The organism is Sulfitobacter sediminilitoris (assembly GCF_010667575.1).
Classification (GTDB): Bacteria; Pseudomonadota; Alphaproteobacteria; order Rhodobacterales; family Rhodobacteraceae; genus Sulfitobacter; species Sulfitobacter sediminilitoris.
In genome coordinates, this window is sequence record NZ_JAABNT010000007.1 from 130,531 (window position 1) to 153,020 (window position 22,490).

Sequence of the window (22,490 nt, forward strand, 5' to 3'; positions counted from 1 at the left end):
TACCCCCATGATAGGGCGGATGCCACCGCAAACCAGAAAGCAACGGCCTTTGTACCATCTGACCCCCGAAGAACCCGCAGACTACTGGGAGGTCGAGGCGCTTTATGACACCTGTTTTGCGCCCGGACGCGAGGCGTTGTCGTCCTATCGTCTGCGCGATGGCATCCCCCCGGTTGAAGGGCTGAGCCATGTCGCACGGGATTCCGACGGGATCCTTGCCGGGGCTATTCGGTATTGGCCGGTACGGATCGGTGCGTTCGATGCATTGCTGCTGGGGCCGGTGGCGGTTCACCCGACACGGCAGGGCGAAGGGCTGGGACGCGCGTTGATCGAGGAAAGCCTGCGCCATGCGGGGCCATTGGGATGGGACCGGGTGATGCTGGTGGGTGACGCGCCCTATTACAATCGTTTTGGTTTTGAGCGTCTGGAGGGCGTCATCATGCCACCACCGACCAACCCTGAGCGGGTGCTGGGGCGGGCCCTGAGACCCGGTGCGTGGGATGGGGTCAAAGGCGAGGTTCGGCGCTGGGTGGATTGAACTTGGTTCCGCATCCCCCCACATTGGGGGCAACGAAAGGACGCGCCTGATGGATATTGAGACCACATTGCCCGCCAAGATCGACGTCGATGCGCAGTTGGACGCGCTGGCACGGCGCTACAAAGGGGCAGGCGGTATCGGTATTTCCGTTCTCAACGTGATCGGCGGGTCTGCAGAGAATCTCATCGACCAGCTGCCCCAAGGGGTGCGCGGCAATCTTGAGAAGGCGACTGTTGCCGCCCTTAACCAGGCGATGCGGGCGGCGCACTCAAGCCGCGCCGTCGTGCCGGACCAGAAAAGCTGGCTCAATCAGGCGGTGACAACGGCGATGGGCGCGGCAGGCGGCGCAGGCGGTCTGCCCACGGCGCTGGCGGAATTGCCCGTGACGACGACGTTGCTGTTGCGGGTCATTCAGGGTGTCGCGGTTGAGCATGGGTTTGATCCGGATGCGGAAAATGTTCAGTTCGACTGTGTGCAGGTTTTTTCTGCTGCGGGGCCTTTGTCGGGTGATGATGGTACAGACCTTGGATTTCTGTCTGCCCGCGTGGCGTTATCAGGCAAGGCCATGCAGGCGGTAATTCACAAGATTGCGCCCAGATTGGCTGTGGTGCTGGGTCAGAAGCTTGCCGCACAAGCGGTGCCGGTTTTGGGGGCTGTTGCAGGGGCGGCGACGAATTACGCCTACACCAGCTATTATCAGGACATGGCGCATGTGCACTTTGGTCTGCGCAAGCTGGCGATTGACGCCGATGTCTCGCATCGCGAGTTGCTGGTGCAATTGGGCGAGAAGATGGGGCGGCCCATCCTCAAGGGCTGACGCCTAGCGCCCAATGCTGCCCGGTGCCACGCTGGTAGCTTTTAGGATCGCATAGCAGCGCATATCGGTGGTCAAGCCAAGCTCCGCCACCGCCCGTCGCGTGATACGTGCCAACAGGCGGTCGTCGCCTGCGCGCAGCGCGATGGCGGCACCCGGTCCGTCGCCCTGATGCACATCCTGAATAGTAACAGGCATCACATTTAATGCCGACAGCCCTTCGGGCTTGTTCACCGAAAGCATCACATCCTGCGCCAGCACCCGCAGGCGTACCTTTGTACCGGGTTGGGCCTGAACACCCGGCAGGTGCAGATCGCCGCCACTGCTGCGCAGATGTGTCAGCCCATCCGTGGCATGGGACAACACTTCGGCCTCGATAACGGCTCCCGCCTCGCGCACTCCCAAAAGGGGAACCGCTCCCGGGTCTGCCATCACGTCATACAGGGGGCCATGGGCCTGCACCCTGCCGTCCTTGAGTAGCACAAGCGTATCGGCCAGTCGGGCGATTTCGTCGACGGCGTGGCTGACATAAAGGATCGGCAGGCCCAGAGGTCCGTCGCGCAGGCGTTCGAGGTAGGGAAGTATTTCCTGTTTGCGCGGGCCATCAAGGCTGGCAAGGGGCTCATCCATCAACAGCATTTGCGGCTTGGCAAGCAAGGCGCGGCCAATTGCGGCACGTTGCTTTTCACCGCCCGACAGGGTGGCGGGCATGCGGTTGAGCAGCGCAGATAGGCCCAGAAGATCGGTCACATCGTCAAGGCTGGCGCCTTTTGCCGAGGCAGGGGCATAGCGCGTGCCGAATGTCAGGTTCTCGCGTACATTGAGGTGCGGAAACAGCCGGGCATCCTGAAACACATAGCCAAAGCGCCGTGCAGCAGGCACAACGAAGGCTTTGGCCGTGCTGTCAAAAAGGGGATCACCATTCAGGGTGACATGGCCTGCGTCGGGCGCAAAAAGGCCCGCGACCGCATTGATAATGGTCGTTTTGCCCGCCCCGGACTGGCCAAACAGGGCTGTGATGCCTGGCCCCGCGTCAAAGGCTACATCAAGATCGAAAGCGCCAAACCGGTGGCGAATATGCGCCGACAGCGTCATGCGCCCGCAATCCTCGCGGCCACGCGGCGGGCCAGTGCCTCTGAAATCAGCACTGCGCCTATGGCGACGACGCTGGCCATCATCACCATCGCGATGGCCTGATTCTCTCCGCCCGGTATCTGCAATGCCGCCCAGATCGCGCTGGGCAGGGTTTGCGTCTGGCCGGGGATGTTGGCGACAAAGGTAATAGTGGCCCCGAATTCGCCCATCGCCTTGGCAAAGCCCATCACCGCCCCGGCAAGGATACCGGGAGCAATGAGGGGCAGGGTGACCCGTCCGAAAATAGCAATGCGTGGCGCACCAAGGGTGGCGGCGGCTTCCTCCAGCTTTGGGTCTACGGCTTCGATGGCAAGGCGCATGGCGCGCACCATAAGGGGGAACCCCATGATGATTGCGGCCAACACCGCCCCGCTCCAGTGAAAGGCGAGCGTGATCCCGATGCTGTCCAACGCCCGGCCCAACGGTGCGTTGCGGCCAAATCCCATCAACAGCAGGTACCCGGTGACCACCGGAGGCAGGACCAGCGGCAAATGGACCAGCGCGCTGAGCAGGCTTTTGCCCCAGAAGTCACGCCGCGCCAGAATCCATGCGATCCAGAGCGCCAGTGGCACGGCAAGGACCGTCGCCCAGCACGCGACCCAAAGCGACAGGCGCAGGGCCTCCCATGCTGCGGCGTCCGACGTCATTGGATCACCGCTTGAAAGCCGTGTGCGGCAAAGATGAGACCTGCTTGCGGGCTTGTGAGCGCGTGCAGGAATGTCTTGCCCAAAGGTGTGAGGGCAGCCGCCGGGTATGCGATGGTGTCGTGATCCGATGCAGGGGCGTGCCAAAGCACTTTCACGGCAGGTTCAGCAACCGCGTCGGAGGCATAGACGATCCCAAGGGGGACCGCGCCCCGTGCAACAAAGGCCAGTGCGGCGCGGACGTTGTCCGTCTCGGCAAGGCGGTCTTTGACCTCATTCCACAGCCCGGAGGCCTCAAGCCACTGGCGCGCATAGGTACCTGCAGGCACCGCGTCGCGGTGACCGATGGCAAGGCGGCCCGTTGCAAGCCGGGCGGGTAGGTCATTCAATTCGGCCAGCGGTTCTGCGTCCTTTGGGCCGATGAGGACGAGCGTGTTTGCGGCAACCGGCTGCGGCGCTCCGATGATGTGCGTGCCCTGTTCGACAAGCCAGTCCATCCAGAGCGTGTTGGCCAGGACCACCACATCCGCAGGTGCCCCCGCCGCAATCTGGCGCGCGATGGTGCCAGAACCTCCGAAGGACAGGCTCACGTCGCCGGGATAGGCTTGGGCGATCTCTTCCAGAGCGCCGCGCAGGCTGGCTGCGGCAAAGACCGTCACGCGCTCCTTGGCCGTCGCGGCCAAGGGCAGGCAGCTCAGAAACCAGATCAAAAATGCGGCAATCCGTGTCATTGGCGGCACTATTAGCGATGCACCTGAGCCGCACAAGCGCAATGGTGTGGCTCATATGCTTGCGCTTGGCAGGACTGCGGGCCATGGTGCCGCCAAAAGCCCTGTTTACAAGCGGTCCATGGTCAAGCAGCCTCCCCTTTCCCTGAACGGTGCCCGAAAAGGCGATGTGCGCACACAGTTTGCTGCCCTGTGCTACCGCGTGCGGCGGGGCAAGGTGCAAGTGCTGTTGATTACCTCGCGCGGGGCGAAGCGTTGGATCGTTCCCAAGGGGTGGCCGATGGAAGGCAAGACCCCTGCCGCCTCTGCCGCGCGGGAGGCATGGGAAGAGGCGGGGGTCACCGGGAAAGCCGATGAAAACTGCCTTGGCGTCTATTCCTACGCCAAGAGCGTCGGGGCCATGGATGACTTGCCGTGTGTTGCCATGCTGTATCCCGTGCTGGTGAAATCATTGGCCAAGAAGTTTCCCGAAAGCGGGCAAAGGCGCAGGCGCTGGGTGTCGCGCAAAAAGGCCGCACGGCTGGTTGAGCAACCCGATTTGGCGCGCCTGATCCTGAACTTCGAGCCTCGGGGCAAACGGCTGCGTTCTTGACCTTGGACAGTTTGAAGCCCATCTGTGATACAGTCATGTCAATCACCAGAACTTGCATAGATGATCCAGTACACGCTGAAATGTGATCAAGGGCACCACACCGAAAGCTGGTTCCAGTCCGCCGCTGCCTATGATGCGTTGGAACGGGCGGGTCATTTGTCCTGTGGAATTTGCGGCAGCGCGGACGTGTCCAAGGCGCTGATGGCGCCGCGCGTCAAGACAGCAACAGATGATGTGGCGCCGACCACCCCCATGCTGCAGAACCCGACGGACGATATTCAAAAAGCACTGAGCGCCCTACGGGAGCAAGTTGAGAGCAACTCTGACTACGTCGGCGACAAGTTCGCCTCGGAAGCCCGCGCGATGCATCTGGGCGAAAAGCCAGAACGTTCGATATACGGTGAAGCGCGGCTGGATCAGGCCAAGGAACTGATTGAAGACGGTGTGCCCTTGATGCCGTTGCCGTTTCGGCCCAAACAGAAGCTGACCTGACCAAAGAAAGTGTCGATATGACTGTTTTGATCACCGGGGCCACCCGTGGCATTGGCGCGGGCCTTGCCGAGAAATACCGCGAGATGGGGCAGGAGGTGATCGGCACGGGACGATCCGTTGCGGCGCAAATCCAGCTTGATGTGACCCACCCGGCGAGCCATCGCGAGATGGCGGAGGCGTTGGGCGAGACGGCGATTGATCTGCTGGTGTGCAATGCTGGCGTCTATCTGGATAAGGGCAATGATCTGGCTACTGGCTATGGTGCCGATCTTTGGGCGCAGACCTTTGCGACGAATGTGACTGGCGTCTTCCTGAGTATTCAGGCCCTGCTGCCGCATTTGCGCCGGGCGGGCTCTTCGAAGATTGCCATCATCTCATCGCAGATGGGGTCGGACACGACGGCGCCCGGCGGCAGCTATATTTACCGCGCGTCCAAGGCGGCGGCGCTCAATCTGGGGCGCAATCTAGCCACCGATCTGAAATCCGAAGGCATTGCCGTTGGGATCTATCATCCCGGCTGGGTGCAGACCGACATGGGCGGCGGGGCCGCGGATATCACCACCGATGAAGCGGTTGCGGGGCTTGTCGCGCGGTTTGATGCGCTGAGCCTTGAGACGACGGGCTGTTTCGAGACCTGGGATGGGCGCGCGCATCCGTTCTAAGGGCACTTTAGGGCCATCTATTAGATCGGACGCCTTATTCTGGTGAGCTTCCGTCTCACACGTCAAAGGATTCACGGCCAAAAAGAGGTGCATGCTTGCCCTTGGCACGGGTTGCGCGTAAAGGGCGCGTGACAAAAGAGGGCGCGTGAATATGCCAGTTCTTGTGATGAAATTCGGTGGCACTTCGGTGGCCACGCTTGACCGGATCCGCCGTGCAGCCAAGCGCGTGGGTGTTGAGGTGGCCAAAGGCTATGACGTGATCGTCATCGTGTCGGCCATGTCGGGCAAGACGAACGAATTGGTGGGCTGGGTCAATGAGACCTCTCCCATGTATGACGCGCGCGAATATGATGCGGTCGTGTCATCGGGTGAGAATGTCACCGCAGGTCTGATGGCGTTGACCCTGCAGGAAATGGACGTGCCGGCGCGGTCCTGGCAGGGCTGGCAGGTGCCGGTCAAAACCACCAGTGCGCATTCGGCAGCCCGGATCGAGGAAATTCCGTCCGAAAACATCACGGCCAAGTTTGCCGAGGGCATGAAGGTTGCCGTGGTGGCTGGTTTTCAGGGCGTCAGCCCTGAGGGCCGGATCACGACATTGGGACGGGGCGGGTCGGATACGACCGCCGTGGCCTTTGCCGCCGCTTTCGACGCGGAGCGTTGTGATATCTATACGGATGTTGACGGGGTCTATACCACTGATCCACGGGTAGAGGCGAAAGCACGCAAGCTCGACAAGATCGCCTTTGAAGAGATGCTGGAGCTGGCCTCGCTTGGTGCGAAGGTCTTGCAGACACGTTCCGTTGAGTTGGCCATGCGCTACAAGGTCAAGCTGCGCGTGCTGTCGAGTTTTGAAGAACAATCGGACGATGCCGGAACGCTCGTGTGCGATGAGGAGGAAATCATGGAAAGCAATGTGGTTGCAGGCGTGGCGTTCAGCCGCGAAGAAGCCAAGATGACGCTGGTGTCGGTCGCGGACCGTCCGGGCATCGCGGCGACGATTTTCACCGCGTTGTCAGATGCGGGCGTGAACGTGGACATGATCGTTCAGAACATCTCGGAAGAAGGGCGCACCGATATGACGTGGTCCTGCCCTGTCGATCAGGTCAAGCGTGCGGAAAAGGCGATGGCTGAGGCCAAAGATGGTGGCGTGATCAACTTTACCGAAATGCTGGCGGATACAGATGTGGCGAAGGTGTCCGTCGTTGGCATCGGGATGCGCAGCCACACGGGCGTGGCGGCAAAGATGTTCAAGGTTCTGTCGGACGAGGGCATCAACATTCAGGTCATCACCACATCCGAGATCAAGATCTCGGTCCTGATCGACCGCAAATACATGGAACTGGCCGTGCAGGCTCTGCATGACGCGTTCGAGTTGGACAAGGCAGCTTAGTTAGGCTGAGGTCGTCTTTGGTCTTCGGACCACGAGGTAGATTGGCAAGCCCAGCATGGATGTGAGCAGGATAACCAATGCCCATCCCTGCGCGTTCATGCCGCGTGATTTTGCATCTTTGAACGTCCAGTAAGTGGCGACGATAGAGACCACGAAGATGAACACGAAGGGCATTAGGAGCGCTCCTTGAATAGGGTCGGGGTGACATCCGTTTAGTTGGATATGGTCATTGGTTGGTCAGTCGCAAAGACGTCCTGTGAAAAAGCTGCAAGCCAAGGTGGTATGCCCTGATTTTGAGCGAATGACTTTCAACCTGTAATTGTTGTTGCCAGACGCCAATCTGTCGTTTCGCTTTTACACTCTGTGTGGTCTAAGCTGAAAGCGGTTCACAAGGGGACAGGCCAGAATGGCTGAACGGACAGAAACAGAGAGCCGCAAGCTGTTGGGCAGGCTCCGCGATGCGATGGCCGGGGATGATCCGGGGCAGGAACGGCTGAACGAGATCACGCACCTGATCGCGTCCTCCATGGGCTGCGAAGTGTGCTCCATTTATCTGTTTCGCGATGAGGACACGCTTGAGCTTTGTGCGACAGAGGGTCTGAACCCCGAAGCGGTACACCAGACACGGATGAAAATGGGCGAGGGCCTTGTTGGTCGCGTCGCCAAACGGCGCAGTGTCGTCAACACACCAGACGCGCCACAGGCACCCGGTTTCCGTTATATGCCGGAAACGGGTGAAGAGATTTACTCCAGCTTTCTGGGTGTGCCCATCCAGCGGCTGGGAGAAACGCTGGGCGTACTTGTCGTGCAGTCGAAAAGTGCCCGCGAATTTTCCGCCGATGAAATCTATGCGCTGGAAGTGGTGGCGATGGTGCTGGCAGAGATGGCAGAATTGGGGGCCTTTGTCGGTGAAGGCGCAGCCATGTCGGCGCGTCATTCACAACCTGTGCTGATGCGCGGCACCGTAGGGCAGGAGGGTGTTGCCGAAGGACATGTGTGGCTGCATGAGCCGCGCGTTGTGGTTTCAAACCCCATTGCCGATGACCCCGTTCGCGAGGAAGAGAGGCTGACCGAGGCGGTTGAGCAATTGCGCGTAAGTGTCGATCAGATGCTGAACATGGCGCAAGGCGACAAGGACCAGCAGCAGGTGATCGAGACCTACCGTATGTTCGCCAATTCCAAGGGCTGGATGCGGCGCATGTGCGAGGACATCAAGAGTGGCCTGTCCGCCGAGGCTGCTGTGGAGAAAGAGCAGTCGCTGGCCCGTGCCCGGATGAGCCAGTCGACTGATGCCTATCTTCGGGACCGACTGAGCGATCTTGACGACCTGTCCAACCGTCTGCTGCGCATCCTGACCGGCCAAGGGAACGACACGGGCGCTGAGATGCCTGCTGATCCCATTCTGGTGGCCAAGAACATCGGCCCTGCAGAGCTGTTGGAATATGGCCGCAGCCTTAAGGGGATCGTATTGGAAGGTGGTTCGGTCGGGTCACATGCGGCGATCGTGGCACGCGCACTGGCGATCCCGCTGGTGGTCCATTCAAACCGCATCACCAATGAAGCGTTGAACGGTGATCACATCATGGTCGACGGTGAACAGGGCATCGTGCATTTGCGGCCGGATGACATGGTGGCCTCGGCCTTCCGCGAAAAGATCGCGATGCATGCCGCCGCGCAAGTGCGTTATGCCTCGATCCTTGATTTGCCAGCGCAGGCGAAATGCGGCACCTTGATTTCGCTGAACATGAACGCGGGACTGATGGCCGATCTGCCTTCGCTTGGCAGTTCGGGTGCCGAAGGCGTGGGGCTGTTCCGCACCGAGCTGCAATTCCTCGTACGCAACCAGATGCCAAAACGGTCTGAGTTGTCGGCGCTTTACGCGCGCGTGTTAGACGCGGCGGGGGGCAAGCGGGTGGTGTTCCGCACGCTTGATATCGGATCCGACAAAGTGCTGCCCTACATGAAGCCCAATGATGAGCCGAACCCGGCGCTGGGCTGGCGTGCGATCCGGGTGGGATTGGACAAGCCCGGCATCATGCGGATGCAGTTACAGGCGCTGATCCGGGCGGCCAATGGTCGGCCGCTGACGGTGATGTTCCCCTTCGTGGCTCAGTTCGAGGAATTCCGCGCAGCACGTCTTGAGGTGGACAAGACGCTCGCCCGTGAGCAAAAACTGGGTCATGTGTTGCCCGAAAAGGTTGAGGTGGGTGCGATGCTTGAAACACCAAGCCTTGCTTTTGCACCGAAAAAATTCTTTGAAGAGGTCGAATTTCTGTCGATTGGCGGCAATGACCTCAAGCAGTTCTTCTTTGCAGCAGACCGCGAGAACGAGCGGGTGCGGCGGCGCTATGACACTCTGAATGTGAGCTTCCTGACTTTTCTGCAAGGGATTGTTCAGCGATGCGAAGACACCACCACACATCTGTCGTTCTGTGGTGAGGATGCGGGTCGCCCGGTTGAAGCGCTGTGTTTTGCAGCCATCGGTTTTCGCAACCTTTCCATGCGCCCGGCCTCTATCGGACCGGTGAAAAGCCTGCTGCGGCGATGCAATCTGGAAGAGGTGCGAGAGATCATCAACGCAGCCCGCGACCGTGGAGAAATGTCGGTACGCGCGGACGTGATGGCCTACGTAAAGGCGCAGCACCAGAGTTGAGGCAAGGCTTTTTAGCCTGGGCGGTTCTGCCCGTCGCGGTTGATCTCTCTCAATATCCGCGACCTCGGATGTCGTAAGGTTATGTGGCTATGGATACTCTTGTTTCAACTGACTGGCTTGCGCGCCACCTGTCTGAGCCTGATCTGGTAGTGCTTGACTGCTCTGTCCGGACAGAGGCGGATGACACTTCGATGCGTAATATCAGCGGGCGCGCAGACTACCTGAAGGGTCACATCCCAACGGCAGGTTTCGCGGACCTCAAAGCAGACTTGTCGGACACGGCAAGTGCCGTTGAATTTGCGCCGCCCAGCCCGACCGCGTTCTGTGATGCGATGGGAAGGCTTGGCGTCGGAGATGATACACGCGTCGTACTTTACGACAATTCCTATGGCGCATGGGCCGCGCGCGTGTGGTGGATGCTAAGGTGGGTTGGGTTCAATCAGGCAGCTTTGCTGGATGGCGGGCTGTCACTCTGGAAGGCGGAAGGCAGGGCGGTCTCAACCGATGCGCCCGTCCATCCGCTGCGCAACCTTACGCCAAAGCTCCAGTCGCGACTGATTGCTGAAAAGGCCGAGGTCAAGGCGGCACTTGAGACGCCTGATGTCACGTTGATTGATACCTTGCCGCAACCGTTTTTCGCGGGTGAGACCACGATCTATGCGCGGCCGGGACATATTCCGGGGGCTATTAATCTACCGGGGCCCGATTTGCTGGATGCTGATGGCAGGTTTCGCCCGGAAGCTGAACTGCGCGAGATGTTTCAAGGCATCCCTGATCAGCGCGCCATCACCTATTGCGGCGGCGGCATTCTGGCATCGCTCAACGCCTTTGTCATGGCGCGGCTTGGCTACGGCGATATCGCCGTCTACACCGCGTCGCTTCAGGAATGGGCGGCGGACCCGTCCTGTCCGATGGTCACCGGCCCGAAGTGAGAAAGACGTTCTAGCCGGACTACCGAAGGAAGCGACACATGTCCGAAAACATGGACGACCCAGATCAGGCACTGGCACGCAGGCGGGCTCAGTACCTTGCCGGATTGCTTTGGCACACAGGTGCTTTCGTGATCATCAGCGTGTTCTTTGTCGCGATTGACCTGATCGGGAATCGAAGCCTGAACTGGTCATTCTGGACTGTGGCGGCTTGGGCCTTTGCGCTGGCTTTTCACGCTTTGGCCTACCTGATTGACGGCAGCAATCTGGAAGAGCGAAAAACCCGGCAGTATCTGCGCAGCCGTAAGAACGGCTGACCAAGGCCGCGTGTCGTAGGTCTGTCAGCGGATTCTAGGTATTGATGGTAGCTGGGGTCACATCCGGGGGTGGGTTGGTTTGCAGCCTCTTATTACAACAGTCCCAGCAACAGTGGGCCGATCAGCATGCCCAGACAGGTGAGAAAACCGATCAATGGCACGACCAAGGGTACTGTAAAAATACCGTCGGGGGCCGGATCGCTGCGCCATTTGATACGGATCAACGCAAGGTTTATCAGGACAAAGACGACAAGGACGACCTGTGTCGTGCGCTCGGCCAGAATGCCGATGGGAAAGAACAGGGCGAATACCAGCGTTATGGCAGAAACCAGAGCTGTTGCCAGCACAGGTGTCCGCGTGCGTGCGTTCAGCTTTGCCAGCCCCTTGGGCAGACGCCCCACATCGGCCATCCCGTAAAGCACCCGAGACGCCAGAATCGTCTGGATGACAACACCGTTCAGCGTGGCACCAATCGCGACAAGAGTGATTGTCAGTGGCGAAAACCCCGTGAGACGCTCAAACAGCAGGCTGATGGGGGCGGCTGATTTGGCAAGCTCGTCCAGCGGCAAGATCTGAACGGCGACAGCTGCCACGCCGAAATAGAGCAGCGCTGCAATCAGCAGCGTCAAAAAAATCCCCAACGGCATGTTGCGGCTTGGGTTCTCAGTTTCTTCGACGATATTGACCATGCCATCGAAACCGATAAAGGCGAAAAAGGCCGTCAGGCTTGCCAAAAAGACACCGGTCAATGCCATGCCGTCAGTCGGCGGGGGAAGCACGTCAGACAGATTGAAAATGATATCGGGACGGAGCCAAACGCCGGCGATGACGACAACCACAAGGCCGAGGATTTCCATCAGCGTCAGTACGGCGGCAAATGCAACGGATTCGACAATGCCCCATGCCGCCAGGGTAAAGGTCAGCAGGACAACAAACAGGATGATGGTCCAAAGTGGTAGCGGTACGAGAAAGGCAATGTAGCCCGCACTGCCCAAAGCGATGGCAGATGAAGAGATGATCGTGGCAAGAAGCAGCAGGCTACCGGTGATCACCGTCAGGATAGGCCAGTGAAATCCTGCCTCTACATAGACAGCTTCGCCTGCGCTTTTGGGAAATCTCCCGGACAGTTCGGCAAAGCTGCATGCACTGAACAGCATGACAAAGGCAGCAAGCAGGAAGGCAGAGGGGGCATAAATCCCGGCACTCGCCGCCGTGGCGCCGACCAGAACATAGATGCCGGCCCCGATGGTGACGCCTAAGCCGTACAATACCAAAAGCGGCAGCGAAATTGCGCGCCGCAGGGTCGGTGCGGCACCGCCTGGTTGCTGATCTGCGTTTGCTTCGACGGTCATTGCTGGCCCGGCTCGCTTTGGGGCGAGGGCGGGATCTGGGTGCTGTGGGCAAGGACACGGTTCGCGCCGGACATGCCCAAGACAAATACAGGACAGCGCGCCGCGTCGATAAGGCGTCGCAAGTCCTGGGCGTGCTCGATCGGGCCGCTGGACAAATCTATGACCACTGCCTGCGCGTTGACCCGGCCAAGGCCCTTCAGGGCCTGCCCAAGATTCTGGAAACGTCTTGTGTTGCCCGTCTCCCGATCCGGCTCATCATCAAGGGACGGATCAATGGTAAAAACCATCCGTTCCGCCGAGAGCGTTCCTGCCAGTGCCTGGGATAGGTCATCAGAGCGAGAGGGGGGGGAGGATGGTGCGGTGAAGAAGACGACTTTCCCAGAGACAGCGTTGATGCTGCGGTGCGCCAGTACCAAGATATCCCAGGATAAGGCGGTGCGCAGACCTTGCTGGATCAGGTCGCCCATCTCGCGCTCAAATGTCCAGGGGGCGCCGACACCCTCGGCAATTCGCGCCAGAGACTGACGGAACGCGCGTGCGTCTGCCTCCATAAGTGTGCGCATTTGCGACAATGTGGGGGCCAGCGCCAAGGTGCCGCTGGCGGTCACGACACGCTGGTTCGGCAGAGCGCAGACTGCGGTCGTTTCGGCGTCCTCCACCAGTATTCCGCCAAGGCGGGGCCGCAGATCCGTCATCAACCGACCGATCAGGCGCAGCGCCTCTGACGCATCGACAAAGGAACTTGCCCCAATAAGGATACCGGTGCCCTGATCCTCCGGCGCGGTCATGGGCGCTCTTCCTTTTGTCCACCATTCTCGGAGTCTGCGCCAAAGCGGCGGCGTGCTTCGGCAAAGTCGCGCAGGCGATTTTCCACCAACGCGTTGATGCTGCCCGCTGGAAAAGTGCCGCTGCGGCTGCGTTTGCCGACTGGGTGACCGGTCAGAATCTCTATGCCTTCATCAATGCTTTTCACGGGCATGATCCTGAATTTCCCCTGCCGCGCCGCTTCAACGACGTCTTCACGCAGCATCAGGTGATCGACGTTTGATGCCGGTATCAACACGCCCTGTTCCCCGGTCAGCCGCCGCGCCTTGCAAAGATCGAAGAACCCCTCGATCTTTTCGTTAACCCCGCCGATGGCCTGAACCTCACCGTTCTGATTGACCGAGCCGGTGACGGCGATGCCTTGCCGGATCGGTACGCCTGACAGCGCCGAAAGCAATGCGTAAAGTTCGGTCGAGGAGGCGCTGTCGCCGTCAACGCCACCATAGCTTTGTTCGAACACAAGGCTGGCATGCAGCGACATCGGCACATCCAGCGCGTAATGAGAGGCCAGATAAGACCCAAGGATCAGCACACCTTTGGAGTGCAGGGGGCCGCCCAGCTCGACCTCGCGTTCGATATCCACCAGCTTGCCGGATCCCATGCGCACAGTGGCCGTAATCCGGGACGGGCGGCCGAAAGAGTATGTGCCCATACCGATGACCGACAGTCCGTTGAGCTGCCCAACCGCCTCTCCTGCGGTATCGATCAGGATAGTGTTGCGGGTCGTCGCTTCTTGTAGTCGGTCCTTGACACGAGACGCGCGCCGGTCTGCTTGCTGGACCGCTTTCTTGATGTCCTGAACGGTAATCAGATCGCGGTGTTTTTGCCCGGCATAGTGATGTGCCTCGCGCATGACATCCGTCAGAGCCCCCAGTTGCAGCGAATACTTCTTGGCATCATTTGCCAGACGCACCGCGTGATCGAGCAATCCTGCAACCGCTGCGGCCGTCAGGGGGTACAAACCTTCCTTTGCGGCATAAGAGGCGATGACCTGTGCCAGCGCGCGTGTGTTTTTGGCCGAACGGGACAGATCATCTTCAAAATCGGCCTGCACCTTGAACAATTCGCCAAATTCCGGGTCAAGCAAGGTCAGCAGCATGTGCAGGCGCCGATCGCCGATCAGCACAACCCGCGTATCGAGCGGGATCGGGTCAGGCTCAAGCGTGATGGTCGAGGCAAGGCTGAGGCGCTCAGCCAAGGAGGTGATGGTGATAGACTGGCTTTGCAGGCAACGTTTAAGCGCGTCCCATGCAAAAGGCTCTGTCAGCACCCGGTGGGCGTCGAGGACCAGATACCCGCCATTTGCCCGGTGCAGCGCCCCCGGCTTGATGAGGGTGAAGTTCGTGGCAAGCGTGCCCATCTCAGAGATGTGTTCGATCCGGCCTGTCAGATGGGCGAGCGATGGCAGGTCTTCGGTGATCACCGGCGCGGCGGCCTCTTTCACGTCTTCATGCGATACCATGATGTTGACCGCATAGCGGTCGAAATGGGGGTCACGGTGATATTTGCGGATCGCTTCGGGGAAGGGGCCGTTGTTGGTCTCCATCTGTGAGATCAGAAACAGTTCCGCGTTCGAGATCATGTCCTTGCGAACCTCTTCGAGGTAAGCGGCTATGTCGGTGATCTCGGCAAATCTGGCGACGACTTCGCCCACGCGCAGGGACACGACCCGTTCGGCCATGGCGGCGTGTAGTTCTTCGATCTGCTTGCGGTGGTCCTTTTCCAGTTGCGGACCCAGTTTGAGAACTGACGCCAGTTCCTCTTGCAGCCGTGAGATTTTGCTGTCGATCTCCTCTTTCTGCTCAGGGCTCAGCGCCTCATAGGCCTTTGGATCAATCGGTTTGCCGTCCACCAAAGCTGCCAGCATGAAACCCATCGGTGTGCGCATGAGGGCGACGTTTTCATCCTGAACCCGCTCCGCAAAAGCGGCGATGGGCTCTTCATGCTTCTGTCCGAATTCGGCCTCGATGGCGCGTCTTTGGGTTTGGTATTCCTCGGATTCGAACAGGGCAGGGATTTCATTTGCCAGATCATCCACCAGACCCTGCATGGATGATCTCAGTACGCTGGCCATGCCGGACGGCAGTTTCATCGCATTGGGTTTATGGGGGGCATCGAAATTATTGACGTAGACCCAATCACAAGGGGTGGGGCGGTCCGACGCTGTCTTGGACAAAAGCCGGGTGACGGCCGTATGACGCCCGGTACCCACAGTCCCCAATACATAAAGATTGAAGTCTTTCTGCGCGATAGTGGCCGACAGCTTGATAGCATCGACCGCCCGGTCCTGTCCGACAAAGGTCTGACGGTGAGAGAGCGCGTCCGTGGTCTCGAACCCGAGATCTTTGGGGTCGCATTCAGGGCGAAGCTTTTCCGGGGCAAGGCCGGTTGGGAGGGCACGTTTGGAGGTGGACTGATGCGCCAAGGCAGAAGGCTCCGATCTGGGTCTGAGGTCAGACGCACTCTGGCGTGCAGCTGCTTGTTTAGCATTGATGTTAGTCAATTCTCGCAGGAATTCCGAGGTGCAGTTTGATTGATGTCAACGGGTGTGCAAACGGGCAGCGTAGAATGCCCACGTCAACTGCACCGGAAAGGAGGCGGCACCATGAAGACCAATTCATTCCCGCACTACGATGTAAGCGAAAATCCCACAGGCTGTTGCCCACGCTTCAATCCGCACGGCTGGGACAACCAGCATCTGCATTTTGAGAACAAGCCTTTCGTGCGCGCCACGACGCGCAGCGCAATGCACGTCCCGTGGAATATGGGTAAAGTCTTTACACGGGTACAGGAGCATATCGAGGATGCGGGGGCAGCTGATCCGGCTACCGAGATTGTGCTCAGCAGAGATATTTCTCCGTGGGAGGCCGAACACTTCTTTGCCGTAGAAAACGAGGTTGAAGGAGAAGAGATGACAACGCTGTCAGGAGACTATTTCACACGGGTTTTCGAGGGGCCGTACCGACGTGTCAGAGACCTTGCCCACGATATGGGAGTGGCAGCGACTGCGATGGGCAAAACGGCCAAGCGGGTCTACTTTTTCTATACAACCTGTCCCAGATGCGCCAAAGCCTATGGCGAAAACTACATGGTCGGCGTTGCGGAGATTTGACTGTTTCCGATTGCGGAACCGGTTTCGCGGAACGGTAGGTCACAGGGCAGCGATGCTTCAATCTACTGCTGACGCAACTTCGCAGCTTGCGGTGTCGTCGACGGTCTGCCCTGTCGGCAGGTCAGAGCTCGCCCCAAGGCGGTATATGTCAGGGTATGCAACAACCCGGCCAAGTTCATCGACAAAGCGCGTGTAATAACCCAGTTCGACGGGGATTGGCGGCGCGGGGGAATCGAAGGTGCGTCTGCCGTTGGCCAGCCTGTTGACATCGGCCAGATCCATGTCGAGCACGAATGAAACTAGCGCCTGCCATTGCTCAACCCGCACACAGCCGTGCGACAGAGCCCGGTTTTCTTCGGCAAAAAGCTCTCGGTGATTGGTATCGTGCAAATAGACCAGCAGGCCGGGCGCCAGCCGAACAGCAGCCAGACCCAGCGGATTTCTTTCGCCGGGTGGCCAGATGCGGTCCCGGTGTTCCCCGCTGGCTATCATCGACGGGGTGGGGCGCCAGGTTGGTCTGAACCGTACCGCTGAGACGAAAGTCTGAAGTCGCGGTGTACGGTTCCAGGGTGTGCCAACAATGACGCGACTGCGCAGCACAGGGCGACCGTCCTCAAAGGCGATCAGTTCAAAGGCGGGAATGTTGACCAGAATGGCCTTGCCGTCCTGAGGTACAAGATACGGGATGCCTGCCCGGTCTAGCCGCGTCTGGAAATCAGCCGCAGCCGCTCCGATGGGGGCGACCAGGATCGTCAGCAGCATCAGGGCTCCTGCCCACGCAAGCGCCAATCGCCGTGCAATTGTCAAAACTCCTGCCTCCTAAAGTCCATAAAAATCCGAGCATTCCTTTTCTAGTCCCCTGACAACCCGGTAGCCGTTCAACCGCCCGGCGTGTTCCGTCACCACGGTACATTGCCCTTCTGGTTCATTGTCACGATCATAATAGATCACAACCCAGTCCCGTGTCTTGGCGTATCTATGTGCCGTCGCCGTATTGGAAAAGAGCGCCGTGAAACGGCAATCGCCACGTTCGGTATGCAAGATAGGGATGCGGTTTTGTCCGCCCTCATTAAAGCGTCGCGGGCGGATCGTGGGAAGCGTGTCGACGTTGGCCCTGTATTCCTGATCCACGGCAAGGACATCCCCTATCGGGGGGGCAGTCACGTCTTCTTGGGGGACACGAGGCCGGCGACGTCTGAGCATTTCATTCAGCGAATGGCGGATGCTCTCGGCCCGGCGCGGGCCAATGCCGTCGACCGTCGCCAGCCTTCCGTCCACGGCGGCGGCCTCCAAAGCTTCCAGTGTGTCGATGTGCAACGTCTCATGTATCCGGCGGGCAAGGGATGGACCGATCATCGGCACGGTCAGGAACAGCTTTTCTGGGTCCGCCGATCCGCGCAGACGGTCCAGTAACCCCAGACTGCCGCTATCAAGCAATTCGGCAATGGCGGCAGCGATGGAGACCCCGATGGTGGGCAGATCCTCCAACCCGCGTCTGCCGCTGGTCTGGTAGATTTCTCGAACCGTCTGGGCCATGGTCGCGACATAGGTGGATGCCTCACGATACGCACGCACCCGGAACGTCGATGCATCCTGCTTTTCAAGCAGGTCCGCGACGGCCCCGAGTGTATCGGCGATAAACAGGTTCTCGGCCATAGGATTGGGCGTGTAGCGCTGGTGAGCAACCATATGCAGCGACCTTTGATTTCGGTTATTGTCTCTGAAAAGTAAACCAAGTTCGCCAACTGTAATTGATCGTTGTCAAGACCCCTTCGGTGCGCGCCGGTAGGGTTTACGTCTCAGAGATGCCGCGTTCAGAAGGAGTGATGCCATGCAAGACGCTGTCAAACTGACTTGCCTGTCCTGCGGGCAGGTCAACCGGGTGCCAATTGCCAAGCTGGATTCAGGCCCGAAGTGCGCCAAGTGCAAGACTTCCCTGATGCGCGGAGATGTCACCGAATTGAATTTGCAAAGTCACGACAAGGCAACGCGCAACGATGATCTTCTGCTGATCGTTGATTATTGGGCGCCGTGGTGCGGACCGTGCAAGATGATGGCCCCTGAGTTTGCAAAAGCGGCACAGGCGCTGCATGGCAAGGCCCGGTTTGCCAAGATCGACACAGAGCAGTTTCCCGTGATCTCTCAGCGTCTTCAAATCCGTGGCATACCCTTGCTGATCCTTTATGCGGGCGGTCGGGAGATCGGGCGGCTGTCGGGTGCGAGACCGGCTTCGGATATCGAAGGATTTGTGCGGCAGCACCTTTGATGCATAAGCAGGTGGGTGCTGTATATGCTATCCGCCTTGCCCAAACCGTTCCCAGGCATCCGGACACAAGAGGTGTACTTCGTGTTGTGAAAGCGCGGTTCCATCCAGGCGGCAGGCCCAAGTTGTCCCGTTCTTCCGAAACAAGAAAGCGACGGGGTACTTGTGCCCCGTGACGACCCCGCCTGAACCAAAGGCAAGCGCGGTAACATCTGTATCGACCAACGCCGCAACGGTGATGCCGCCGAATTTCCTTTCATTTTCCAATGTTATGCTCATCTTGCCGGCCCGAATGCTTGCCAGGCAAAGCGGACGCCCGGCAGGATGAAGGCCCCCGCCGTCAACCGGATCGCGGCCATGATGTTCCCTTCAAAGCAGGCCCCATGAAAATTGGGGCGCGCCGTGATCAATATACGGTCCGAAGGCGGAAGCCCGTGTTCGAAAGCCATCATGATCCCGGCAACCTGACCGGTATCCGCGGGGTCGGCGAGGCCGAAATCAAAATCGACCTCAAGCCGGGCGAAATGGATCCGGCGCAAAACGTCGCGGACCAACCGCACTGCCGCTTTTATCACGCGCTTGGGCTGAACTGTGACGGATGGCTTTGCCCATCTGCGCTGTTCTGCCTGGCGGGTCTTCGGTGCCTTTGGCGCGGGAGCTTTGGGTTTTTCAGTGTTGAACACCGTCACGGGTGGCGCCCATCCTCCCAAAGCCCGCATGTCACATCGCACCGATACCTGAGGGGCCGCAGCCAGCCGCACCTCAAAGTGAACGGGCGTCACGATCAGCGCAATGAAACCTGCCAGAATGATCACCAAGGCCCAAAGCAGGATTGCAAAGAGCAAGGACATCGTTCGTTACGCTTTCGGCTTGGCCTTTGAGGACGACACCTTGTCCGCAACCGCAGTTGCCGTTTCCGCGATGATCTCGGTCATGTTGGTCAGGGTGCCTTTGACGGATTCAACCCGCGCCCCTTCGCCGTCAAATATGATCGCGCCCAAGGGTTTGATGCCGCCGCCAGCGCCGGTTCCGGCGGATGAGCCGGTCTTGGACGCGGTATTGCCGCCTGCGCCAAAGCCAAAGCCGTAGCTGACAATGGGGATTACCGTCGCGCCCTCCCGTTCTATCGGATCGCCCAGAACATTCTTGGCATTCAGCAGTTTATCGAGTTCTTCAACCGAGCCTTTGAGTAGTCTTTCAACGTCTTCCATCGTGTCTCTCCTGCGAAATCAATGTAGTACTGCTTAAAGGCTAGTTCCTGAAAAGGCTGTGGGATTGAGGCGGATCAATTGTGTGGGCGGGGAGATTAAGAAATTGATGGTCCCAGCGATAATTTGCCAATTTTCGAGGCTAGATCGGAAAAAACCGTCGCTTAACTGGATGCGTCCTGGCGGTTCAGCAAGGCAACAGTTTCATCGTCAGACAACTGGTGGAAATCCCGATAGAATTCCCCGACGCCATGGAACTGAACCATCCGACGCAGGCAGACAATATCATCCGCCATGTCGGACAACCCGTGCAGCGTATCTTCGGGTCCGACGGGCAGGGCCACGATCACTCGCCGCGCACCCCTTTTATTGAGCGCTGTTAACGCGGCCTTCATGGTCGCGCCGGTCGCCACCCCATCGTCAACGACAACCACCGTGCGGTCCTTTGGATCAAGCCGAGCGCGGTCGCCCAGATAGCGTTCCTGACGGCGGACGAGTTCTTCCTCCTGCGCCGCTTTTGCTTCGTTGAAATACACCGGTTCGGTCCGGGTCATCATCCAGACGTCCTCATTGATGATGACCTCCTGATCACCGCCTTCCGCAATTGCGCCTAGGGCCAGTTCAGGATTGTTTGGCGCACCGATCTTGCGCACCAGAATAAGATCGAGGGGCGCTTTGAGCCGCTCAGCGATTTCTGCCGCCACAGGAACGCCGCCGCGCGGGAGCGCGAAGATAATCGGCCGATCAAGGTTCATGTCGGCAAGGCGCGCCGCCAATTGCTGCCCTGCATCTACCCGGTCTGCGAATCTTGTGTCTGTGTTGTCCATATCTGTAAAGTTACTCTCGTCAGGTTGCAGGTCCTTGACCCAGTTCAAAAACCGATTTGCGTGTTCGAATGCCCAAGGCCGCCTGAACATTTGCAGATGTAAAAGGTGCGTCTTGGTACCCAACCGAATTCGGCGCAGGCATGGTCAGAGCCCGGCTGGTTCGATCTTACGGTGGGCCGCACCATCGCTGCATGATCAAGATCAATTCCGAACCAGACGGCAATGCGCGATCCGAAAAAGGTAAGGCCGGGCGCAGCAGCATTTTTCCGCCGAGCGAGATCACCCTTTGATATGCGTCAATGTCAGGCCGGGTGGGGTGGTCAAAGTGGGACTGCGATGGACCTCCCCCGTTTGACCAAGGAGCTATGTACCATGACCAAATGTCGGCACGCCGAATTAAGCAAGATCACATCCGGCAACGCGGTTGGCAAAGCCACCGAGGTGTCGCGCCGTATGCATCTGTCCCCGTCCGTGGTGGAGCACATGCAGGCGTTAGGTGCTGCGCCAAAGACTCGTCTGGATGCCCTTGTGGCGCTTGGCCTGACGGAGGAGGAAATTGCAGCTCAATTCAATATTCCAGTGCAATCTGTCCACAAGCTCTGCGATGTCTGGAGCATTCAAGTGAAAACGCAGGATCTGGACAGGGAGGATGATATCGGCGCAGAAGGACATGCGAAGAGTTGGACTGATTTATCGCCCGCAACCGACTGGCGGAAATATGGATGAAACCATTAGGTTAAAGGCATCGCCCACGTTGCCATTCCGGTTCTAAACCCAGATATCCGCAGACCATCCATACCTTCAAGGCTCAATCGGCCATCTACCAGAAGAGAGTAGTATTATGACGTCAAAGGACCTTTCACTCACTGCGGGTGACCCGCCGTCCGAGGTGCCAATGCCGGACGATCCCCAACCACAGCCGTCGCCGCAGGAAAGCCCTCAGCCGGTCGATCCGAAACAGGATCCAGTCACACCAGAGATGCCTGAGCCTGAAAACCTGCCCGAAGATCCCGCCGGTGATCCGATGAATGAGGACAGCTCTTTTCTCTAAGCTTTGGGGGCGGGCCGGGTGTGGGGCAAAGCCCTTGGTCAAAGGGTGACCGCTTTGGCCAACGCCCTCAATGCGAGGCGTATCCGGTTTAATCTGCGACACGCGTGTCGGGACAACGGACCGTCAGTGGAAACCAACAGCTATCCAGTCTAGCCTTTCATTGGAGGCCGTGACCAGCTGTCCCTGACGATGAAAGGTCGCCCGGTCTGAGCGGCGAAACGGGGTGAGTGCAAAACAGGCAAGATCAGCCTGATATTGCCAATCAACGCAGCGCAAAGGGCTCAACGCTTGACTGCCGAGGGGGCGTTACCTTCCCAGGCAGTCTTTGAGATACGCCTAAGACTACTTCAGCAGGGCGTCCGCCAGCCCCATGAACGCAAGAACGCGGCCAGTCTCGGGGCTGATACGAAAGACTTCCTGGCCCGCGAGGTAGTAAAGATACCCTGACCGCAGCCGATAGCGCTCCGGATCGCGGATGATGCGGTAGTCCCCGTAAATCCGGTCACCAACAGCATACTTTGCGGTGTAATTGGGGTAACGTTTCTTGGCCTGACCCGGAGGAATGCACGGCGGGTTCATTTTCGCCAGACCGGGAGGGCAAGGCGCTGTGTAAGAAGGGCTTGCGTGTTTCAAGCCTTTTGCCTTGCCCTTTCCGTTCCCCGCGATTGCCGGTGATGTGATCAGGGCCAGCGTTGCCAACGCCGCCGGTAGGATGATTGACGATCTCATATCGGATACTCCTTTGTTCCTTACGAAAATGGGGACGCTTTGGCGCGATCCAAATCTTCGCGCGAAGATCCGCTGATAGACCTGGGCCACCGGCAGTCTGATGCATCGCGAGGAGAAACTCGGCCGCCCGCTAGCACGCGCGGGGCATGGGCAATTGCGCAGCTGGTCGATCATGGCTTATCAGAAGGGGTAACCGGACGAATACGTTGGGTGCATAAACCCAACCAAGC

General features: G+C 59.1%; 27 protein-coding genes. 13 read left to right on the forward strand and 14 right to left on the reverse strand.

The features are described from left to right. Positions 1-19 precede the first annotated feature (19 nt). Both GV827_RS12995 and GV827_RS13000 read left to right on the forward strand, forming a co-directional pair. Positions 20-538: a GNAT family N-acetyltransferase gene (locus GV827_RS12995; protein WP_204325871.1), complete on the forward strand. Its 519-nt coding sequence runs from the start codon at positions 20-22 to the stop codon at positions 536-538. 49 nt (positions 539-587) lie between these two features. Continuing rightward, entirely contained in the window at positions 588-1,355 is a 768-nt protein-coding gene (locus GV827_RS13000; RefSeq protein ID WP_164354234.1) for an EcsC family protein, read from the forward strand. Positions 1,356-1,358: 3 nt separating this feature from the next. On the opposite strand, the gene modC is transcribed toward GV827_RS13000, so the two are convergent. The 3 genes from modC to modA are packed head-to-tail and all read right to left on the reverse strand — an operon-like array spanning position 1,359 to position 3,861. Continuing rightward, on the reverse strand, positions 1,359-2,447 hold the full coding sequence (modC, locus tag GV827_RS13005; RefSeq protein WP_164354235.1) for a molybdenum ABC transporter ATP-binding protein: 1,089 nt from the start codon (positions 2,445-2,447) through the stop codon (positions 1,359-1,361). After that, positions 2,444-3,133, reverse strand: coding sequence for a molybdate ABC transporter permease subunit (gene modB, locus GV827_RS13010; RefSeq protein WP_164354236.1), 690 nt, complete (start codon positions 3,131-3,133; stop codon positions 2,444-2,446). Before modB ends, modC begins: the two co-directional genes overlap by 4 nt. Continuing rightward, positions 3,130-3,861, reverse strand: coding sequence for a molybdate ABC transporter substrate-binding protein (modA, locus tag GV827_RS13015; protein ID WP_164354237.1), 732 nt, complete (start codon positions 3,859-3,861; stop codon positions 3,130-3,132). Before modA ends, modB begins: the two co-directional genes overlap by 4 nt. Positions 3,862-3,979: 118 nt before the next feature. Here modA and GV827_RS13020 point away from each other — a divergent pair, with 118 nt between their 5' ends. The 4 genes from GV827_RS13020 to GV827_RS13035 all read left to right on the forward strand — a co-directional run bounded on the left by GV827_RS13020 (position 3,980) and on the right by GV827_RS13035 (position 6,994). Next, positions 3,980-4,450 (forward strand): NUDIX hydrolase, encoded by a 471-nt coding sequence (locus GV827_RS13020; RefSeq protein WP_164354238.1) that lies wholly within the window; start codon positions 3,980-3,982, stop codon positions 4,448-4,450. Between the two features lie 60 nt (positions 4,451-4,510). Further along, positions 4,511-4,942 (forward strand): DUF1178 family protein, encoded by a 432-nt coding sequence (locus tag GV827_RS13025; protein ID WP_164354239.1) that lies wholly within the window; start codon positions 4,511-4,513, stop codon positions 4,940-4,942. Positions 4,943-4,959: 17 nt separating this feature from the next. Next, positions 4,960-5,604, forward strand: coding sequence for an SDR family oxidoreductase (locus GV827_RS13030; RefSeq protein WP_164354240.1), 645 nt, complete (start codon positions 4,960-4,962; stop codon positions 5,602-5,604). A 151-nt stretch (positions 5,605-5,755) separates the two neighbouring features. Beyond that, positions 5,756-6,994, forward strand: a complete 1,239-nt coding sequence (locus GV827_RS13035) for an aspartate kinase (protein WP_164354241.1) — start codon at positions 5,756-5,758, stop codon at positions 6,992-6,994. On the opposite strand, the gene GV827_RS13040 is transcribed toward GV827_RS13035, so the two are convergent. Next, entirely contained in the window at positions 6,995-7,168 is a 174-nt protein-coding gene (locus GV827_RS13040; protein ID WP_164354242.1) for a PLDc N-terminal domain-containing protein, read from the reverse strand. Between the two features lie 232 nt (positions 7,169-7,400). Between GV827_RS13040 and ptsP the strand changes: the two genes are divergently transcribed. From ptsP to GV827_RS13055, 3 genes are all read left to right on the forward strand, one after another. Beyond that, the gene (gene ptsP, locus GV827_RS13045) at positions 7,401-9,647 is read left to right on the forward strand and encodes a phosphoenolpyruvate--protein phosphotransferase (RefSeq protein WP_164354243.1); all 2,247 of its coding nucleotides are present in this window, start codon (positions 7,401-7,403) and stop codon (positions 9,645-9,647) included. A gap of 89 nt (positions 9,648-9,736) precedes the next feature. Continuing rightward, positions 9,737-10,579 (forward strand): sulfurtransferase, encoded by an 843-nt coding sequence (locus GV827_RS13050; RefSeq protein WP_164354244.1) that lies wholly within the window; start codon positions 9,737-9,739, stop codon positions 10,577-10,579. 38 nt (positions 10,580-10,617) lie between these two features. Beyond that, positions 10,618-10,893 carry a 2TM domain-containing protein gene (locus tag GV827_RS13055; RefSeq protein WP_164354245.1) on the forward strand — a complete coding sequence of 92 codons (276 nt, stop codon included), beginning with the start codon at positions 10,618-10,620 and terminating at the stop codon, positions 10,891-10,893. A 92-nt stretch (positions 10,894-10,985) separates the two neighbouring features. Here the strand turns inward: GV827_RS13055 and GV827_RS13060 are convergent, their stop codons facing one another. Genes GV827_RS13060 through GV827_RS13070 form a run of 3 tightly spaced genes read right to left on the reverse strand, consistent with a single transcriptional unit; the run spans position 10,986 to position 15,495 of the window. Continuing rightward, positions 10,986-12,245 (reverse strand): APC family permease, encoded by a 1,260-nt coding sequence (locus tag GV827_RS13060; RefSeq protein WP_164354246.1) that lies wholly within the window; start codon positions 12,243-12,245, stop codon positions 10,986-10,988. Next, positions 12,242-13,033, reverse strand: coding sequence for a hypothetical protein (locus GV827_RS13065; protein WP_164354247.1), 792 nt, complete (start codon positions 13,031-13,033; stop codon positions 12,242-12,244). The genes GV827_RS13060 and GV827_RS13065 overlap by 4 nt, the downstream gene beginning before the upstream one ends. Further along, on the reverse strand, positions 13,030-15,495 hold the full coding sequence (locus GV827_RS13070; protein WP_164354248.1) for a Lon protease family protein: 2,466 nt from the start codon (positions 15,493-15,495) through the stop codon (positions 13,030-13,032). The genes GV827_RS13065 and GV827_RS13070 overlap by 4 nt, the downstream gene beginning before the upstream one ends. Positions 15,496-15,675: 180 nt before the next feature. Between GV827_RS13070 and GV827_RS13075 the strand changes: the two genes are divergently transcribed. Continuing rightward, a complete protein-coding gene (locus tag GV827_RS13075; protein ID WP_164354249.1) occupies positions 15,676-16,182 on the forward strand; it encodes a hydrolase in 507 nt (168 codons plus the stop codon). 57 nt (positions 16,183-16,239) lie between these two features. On the opposite strand, the gene GV827_RS13080 is transcribed toward GV827_RS13075, so the two are convergent. Beyond that, entirely contained in the window at positions 16,240-16,944 is a 705-nt protein-coding gene (locus GV827_RS13080; protein WP_164354250.1) for a L,D-transpeptidase family protein, read from the reverse strand. Positions 16,945-17,001: 57 nt separating this feature from the next. Next, a complete protein-coding gene (locus GV827_RS13085) occupies positions 17,002-17,871 on the reverse strand; it encodes a helix-hairpin-helix domain-containing protein (protein WP_204325872.1) in 870 nt (289 codons plus the stop codon). Between the two features lie 142 nt (positions 17,872-18,013). On the opposite strand from GV827_RS13085, the gene GV827_RS13090 reads away from it, so the two are divergent. Further along, positions 18,014-18,448, forward strand: a complete 435-nt coding sequence (locus tag GV827_RS13090) for a thioredoxin family protein (RefSeq protein ID WP_164354251.1) — start codon at positions 18,014-18,016, stop codon at positions 18,446-18,448. Positions 18,449-18,475: 27 nt separating this feature from the next. On the opposite strand, the gene GV827_RS13095 is transcribed toward GV827_RS13090, so the two are convergent. The 4 genes from GV827_RS13095 to GV827_RS13110 all read right to left on the reverse strand — a co-directional run bounded on the left by GV827_RS13095 (position 18,476) and on the right by GV827_RS13110 (position 20,480). Continuing rightward, positions 18,476-18,724: a hypothetical protein gene (locus GV827_RS13095; protein ID WP_164354252.1), complete on the reverse strand. Its 249-nt coding sequence runs from the start codon at positions 18,722-18,724 to the stop codon at positions 18,476-18,478. After that, positions 18,721-19,296 (reverse strand): DUF2953 domain-containing protein, encoded by a 576-nt coding sequence (locus GV827_RS13100; protein WP_164354253.1) that lies wholly within the window; start codon positions 19,294-19,296, stop codon positions 18,721-18,723. Before GV827_RS13100 ends, GV827_RS13095 begins: the two co-directional genes overlap by 4 nt. A gap of 6 nt (positions 19,297-19,302) precedes the next feature. After that, entirely contained in the window at positions 19,303-19,656 is a 354-nt protein-coding gene (locus tag GV827_RS13105; RefSeq protein WP_164354254.1) for a GerW family sporulation protein, read from the reverse strand. 161 nt (positions 19,657-19,817) lie between these two features. Then, positions 19,818-20,480, reverse strand: coding sequence for a phosphoribosyltransferase (locus GV827_RS13110; protein ID WP_164354255.1), 663 nt, complete (start codon positions 20,478-20,480; stop codon positions 19,818-19,820). Positions 20,481-20,702: 222 nt separating this feature from the next. Here GV827_RS13110 and GV827_RS13115 point away from each other — a divergent pair, with 222 nt between their 5' ends. Together GV827_RS13115 and GV827_RS13120 are read left to right on the forward strand one after the other, a co-directional pair. Next, complete coding sequence (locus tag GV827_RS13115; RefSeq protein WP_164354256.1) at positions 20,703-21,206, forward strand: hypothetical protein; 504 nt, start codon at positions 20,703-20,705, stop codon at positions 21,204-21,206. A 115-nt stretch (positions 21,207-21,321) separates the two neighbouring features. Continuing rightward, positions 21,322-21,531, forward strand: coding sequence for a hypothetical protein (locus tag GV827_RS13120; RefSeq protein ID WP_164354257.1), 210 nt, complete (start codon positions 21,322-21,324; stop codon positions 21,529-21,531). Between the two features lie 342 nt (positions 21,532-21,873). Here the strand turns inward: GV827_RS13120 and GV827_RS13125 are convergent, their stop codons facing one another. After that, positions 21,874-22,260 carry a hypothetical protein gene (locus GV827_RS13125; RefSeq protein WP_235930352.1) on the reverse strand — a complete coding sequence of 129 codons (387 nt, stop codon included), beginning with the start codon at positions 22,258-22,260 and terminating at the stop codon, positions 21,874-21,876. Positions 22,261-22,490 lie beyond the last annotated feature (230 nt).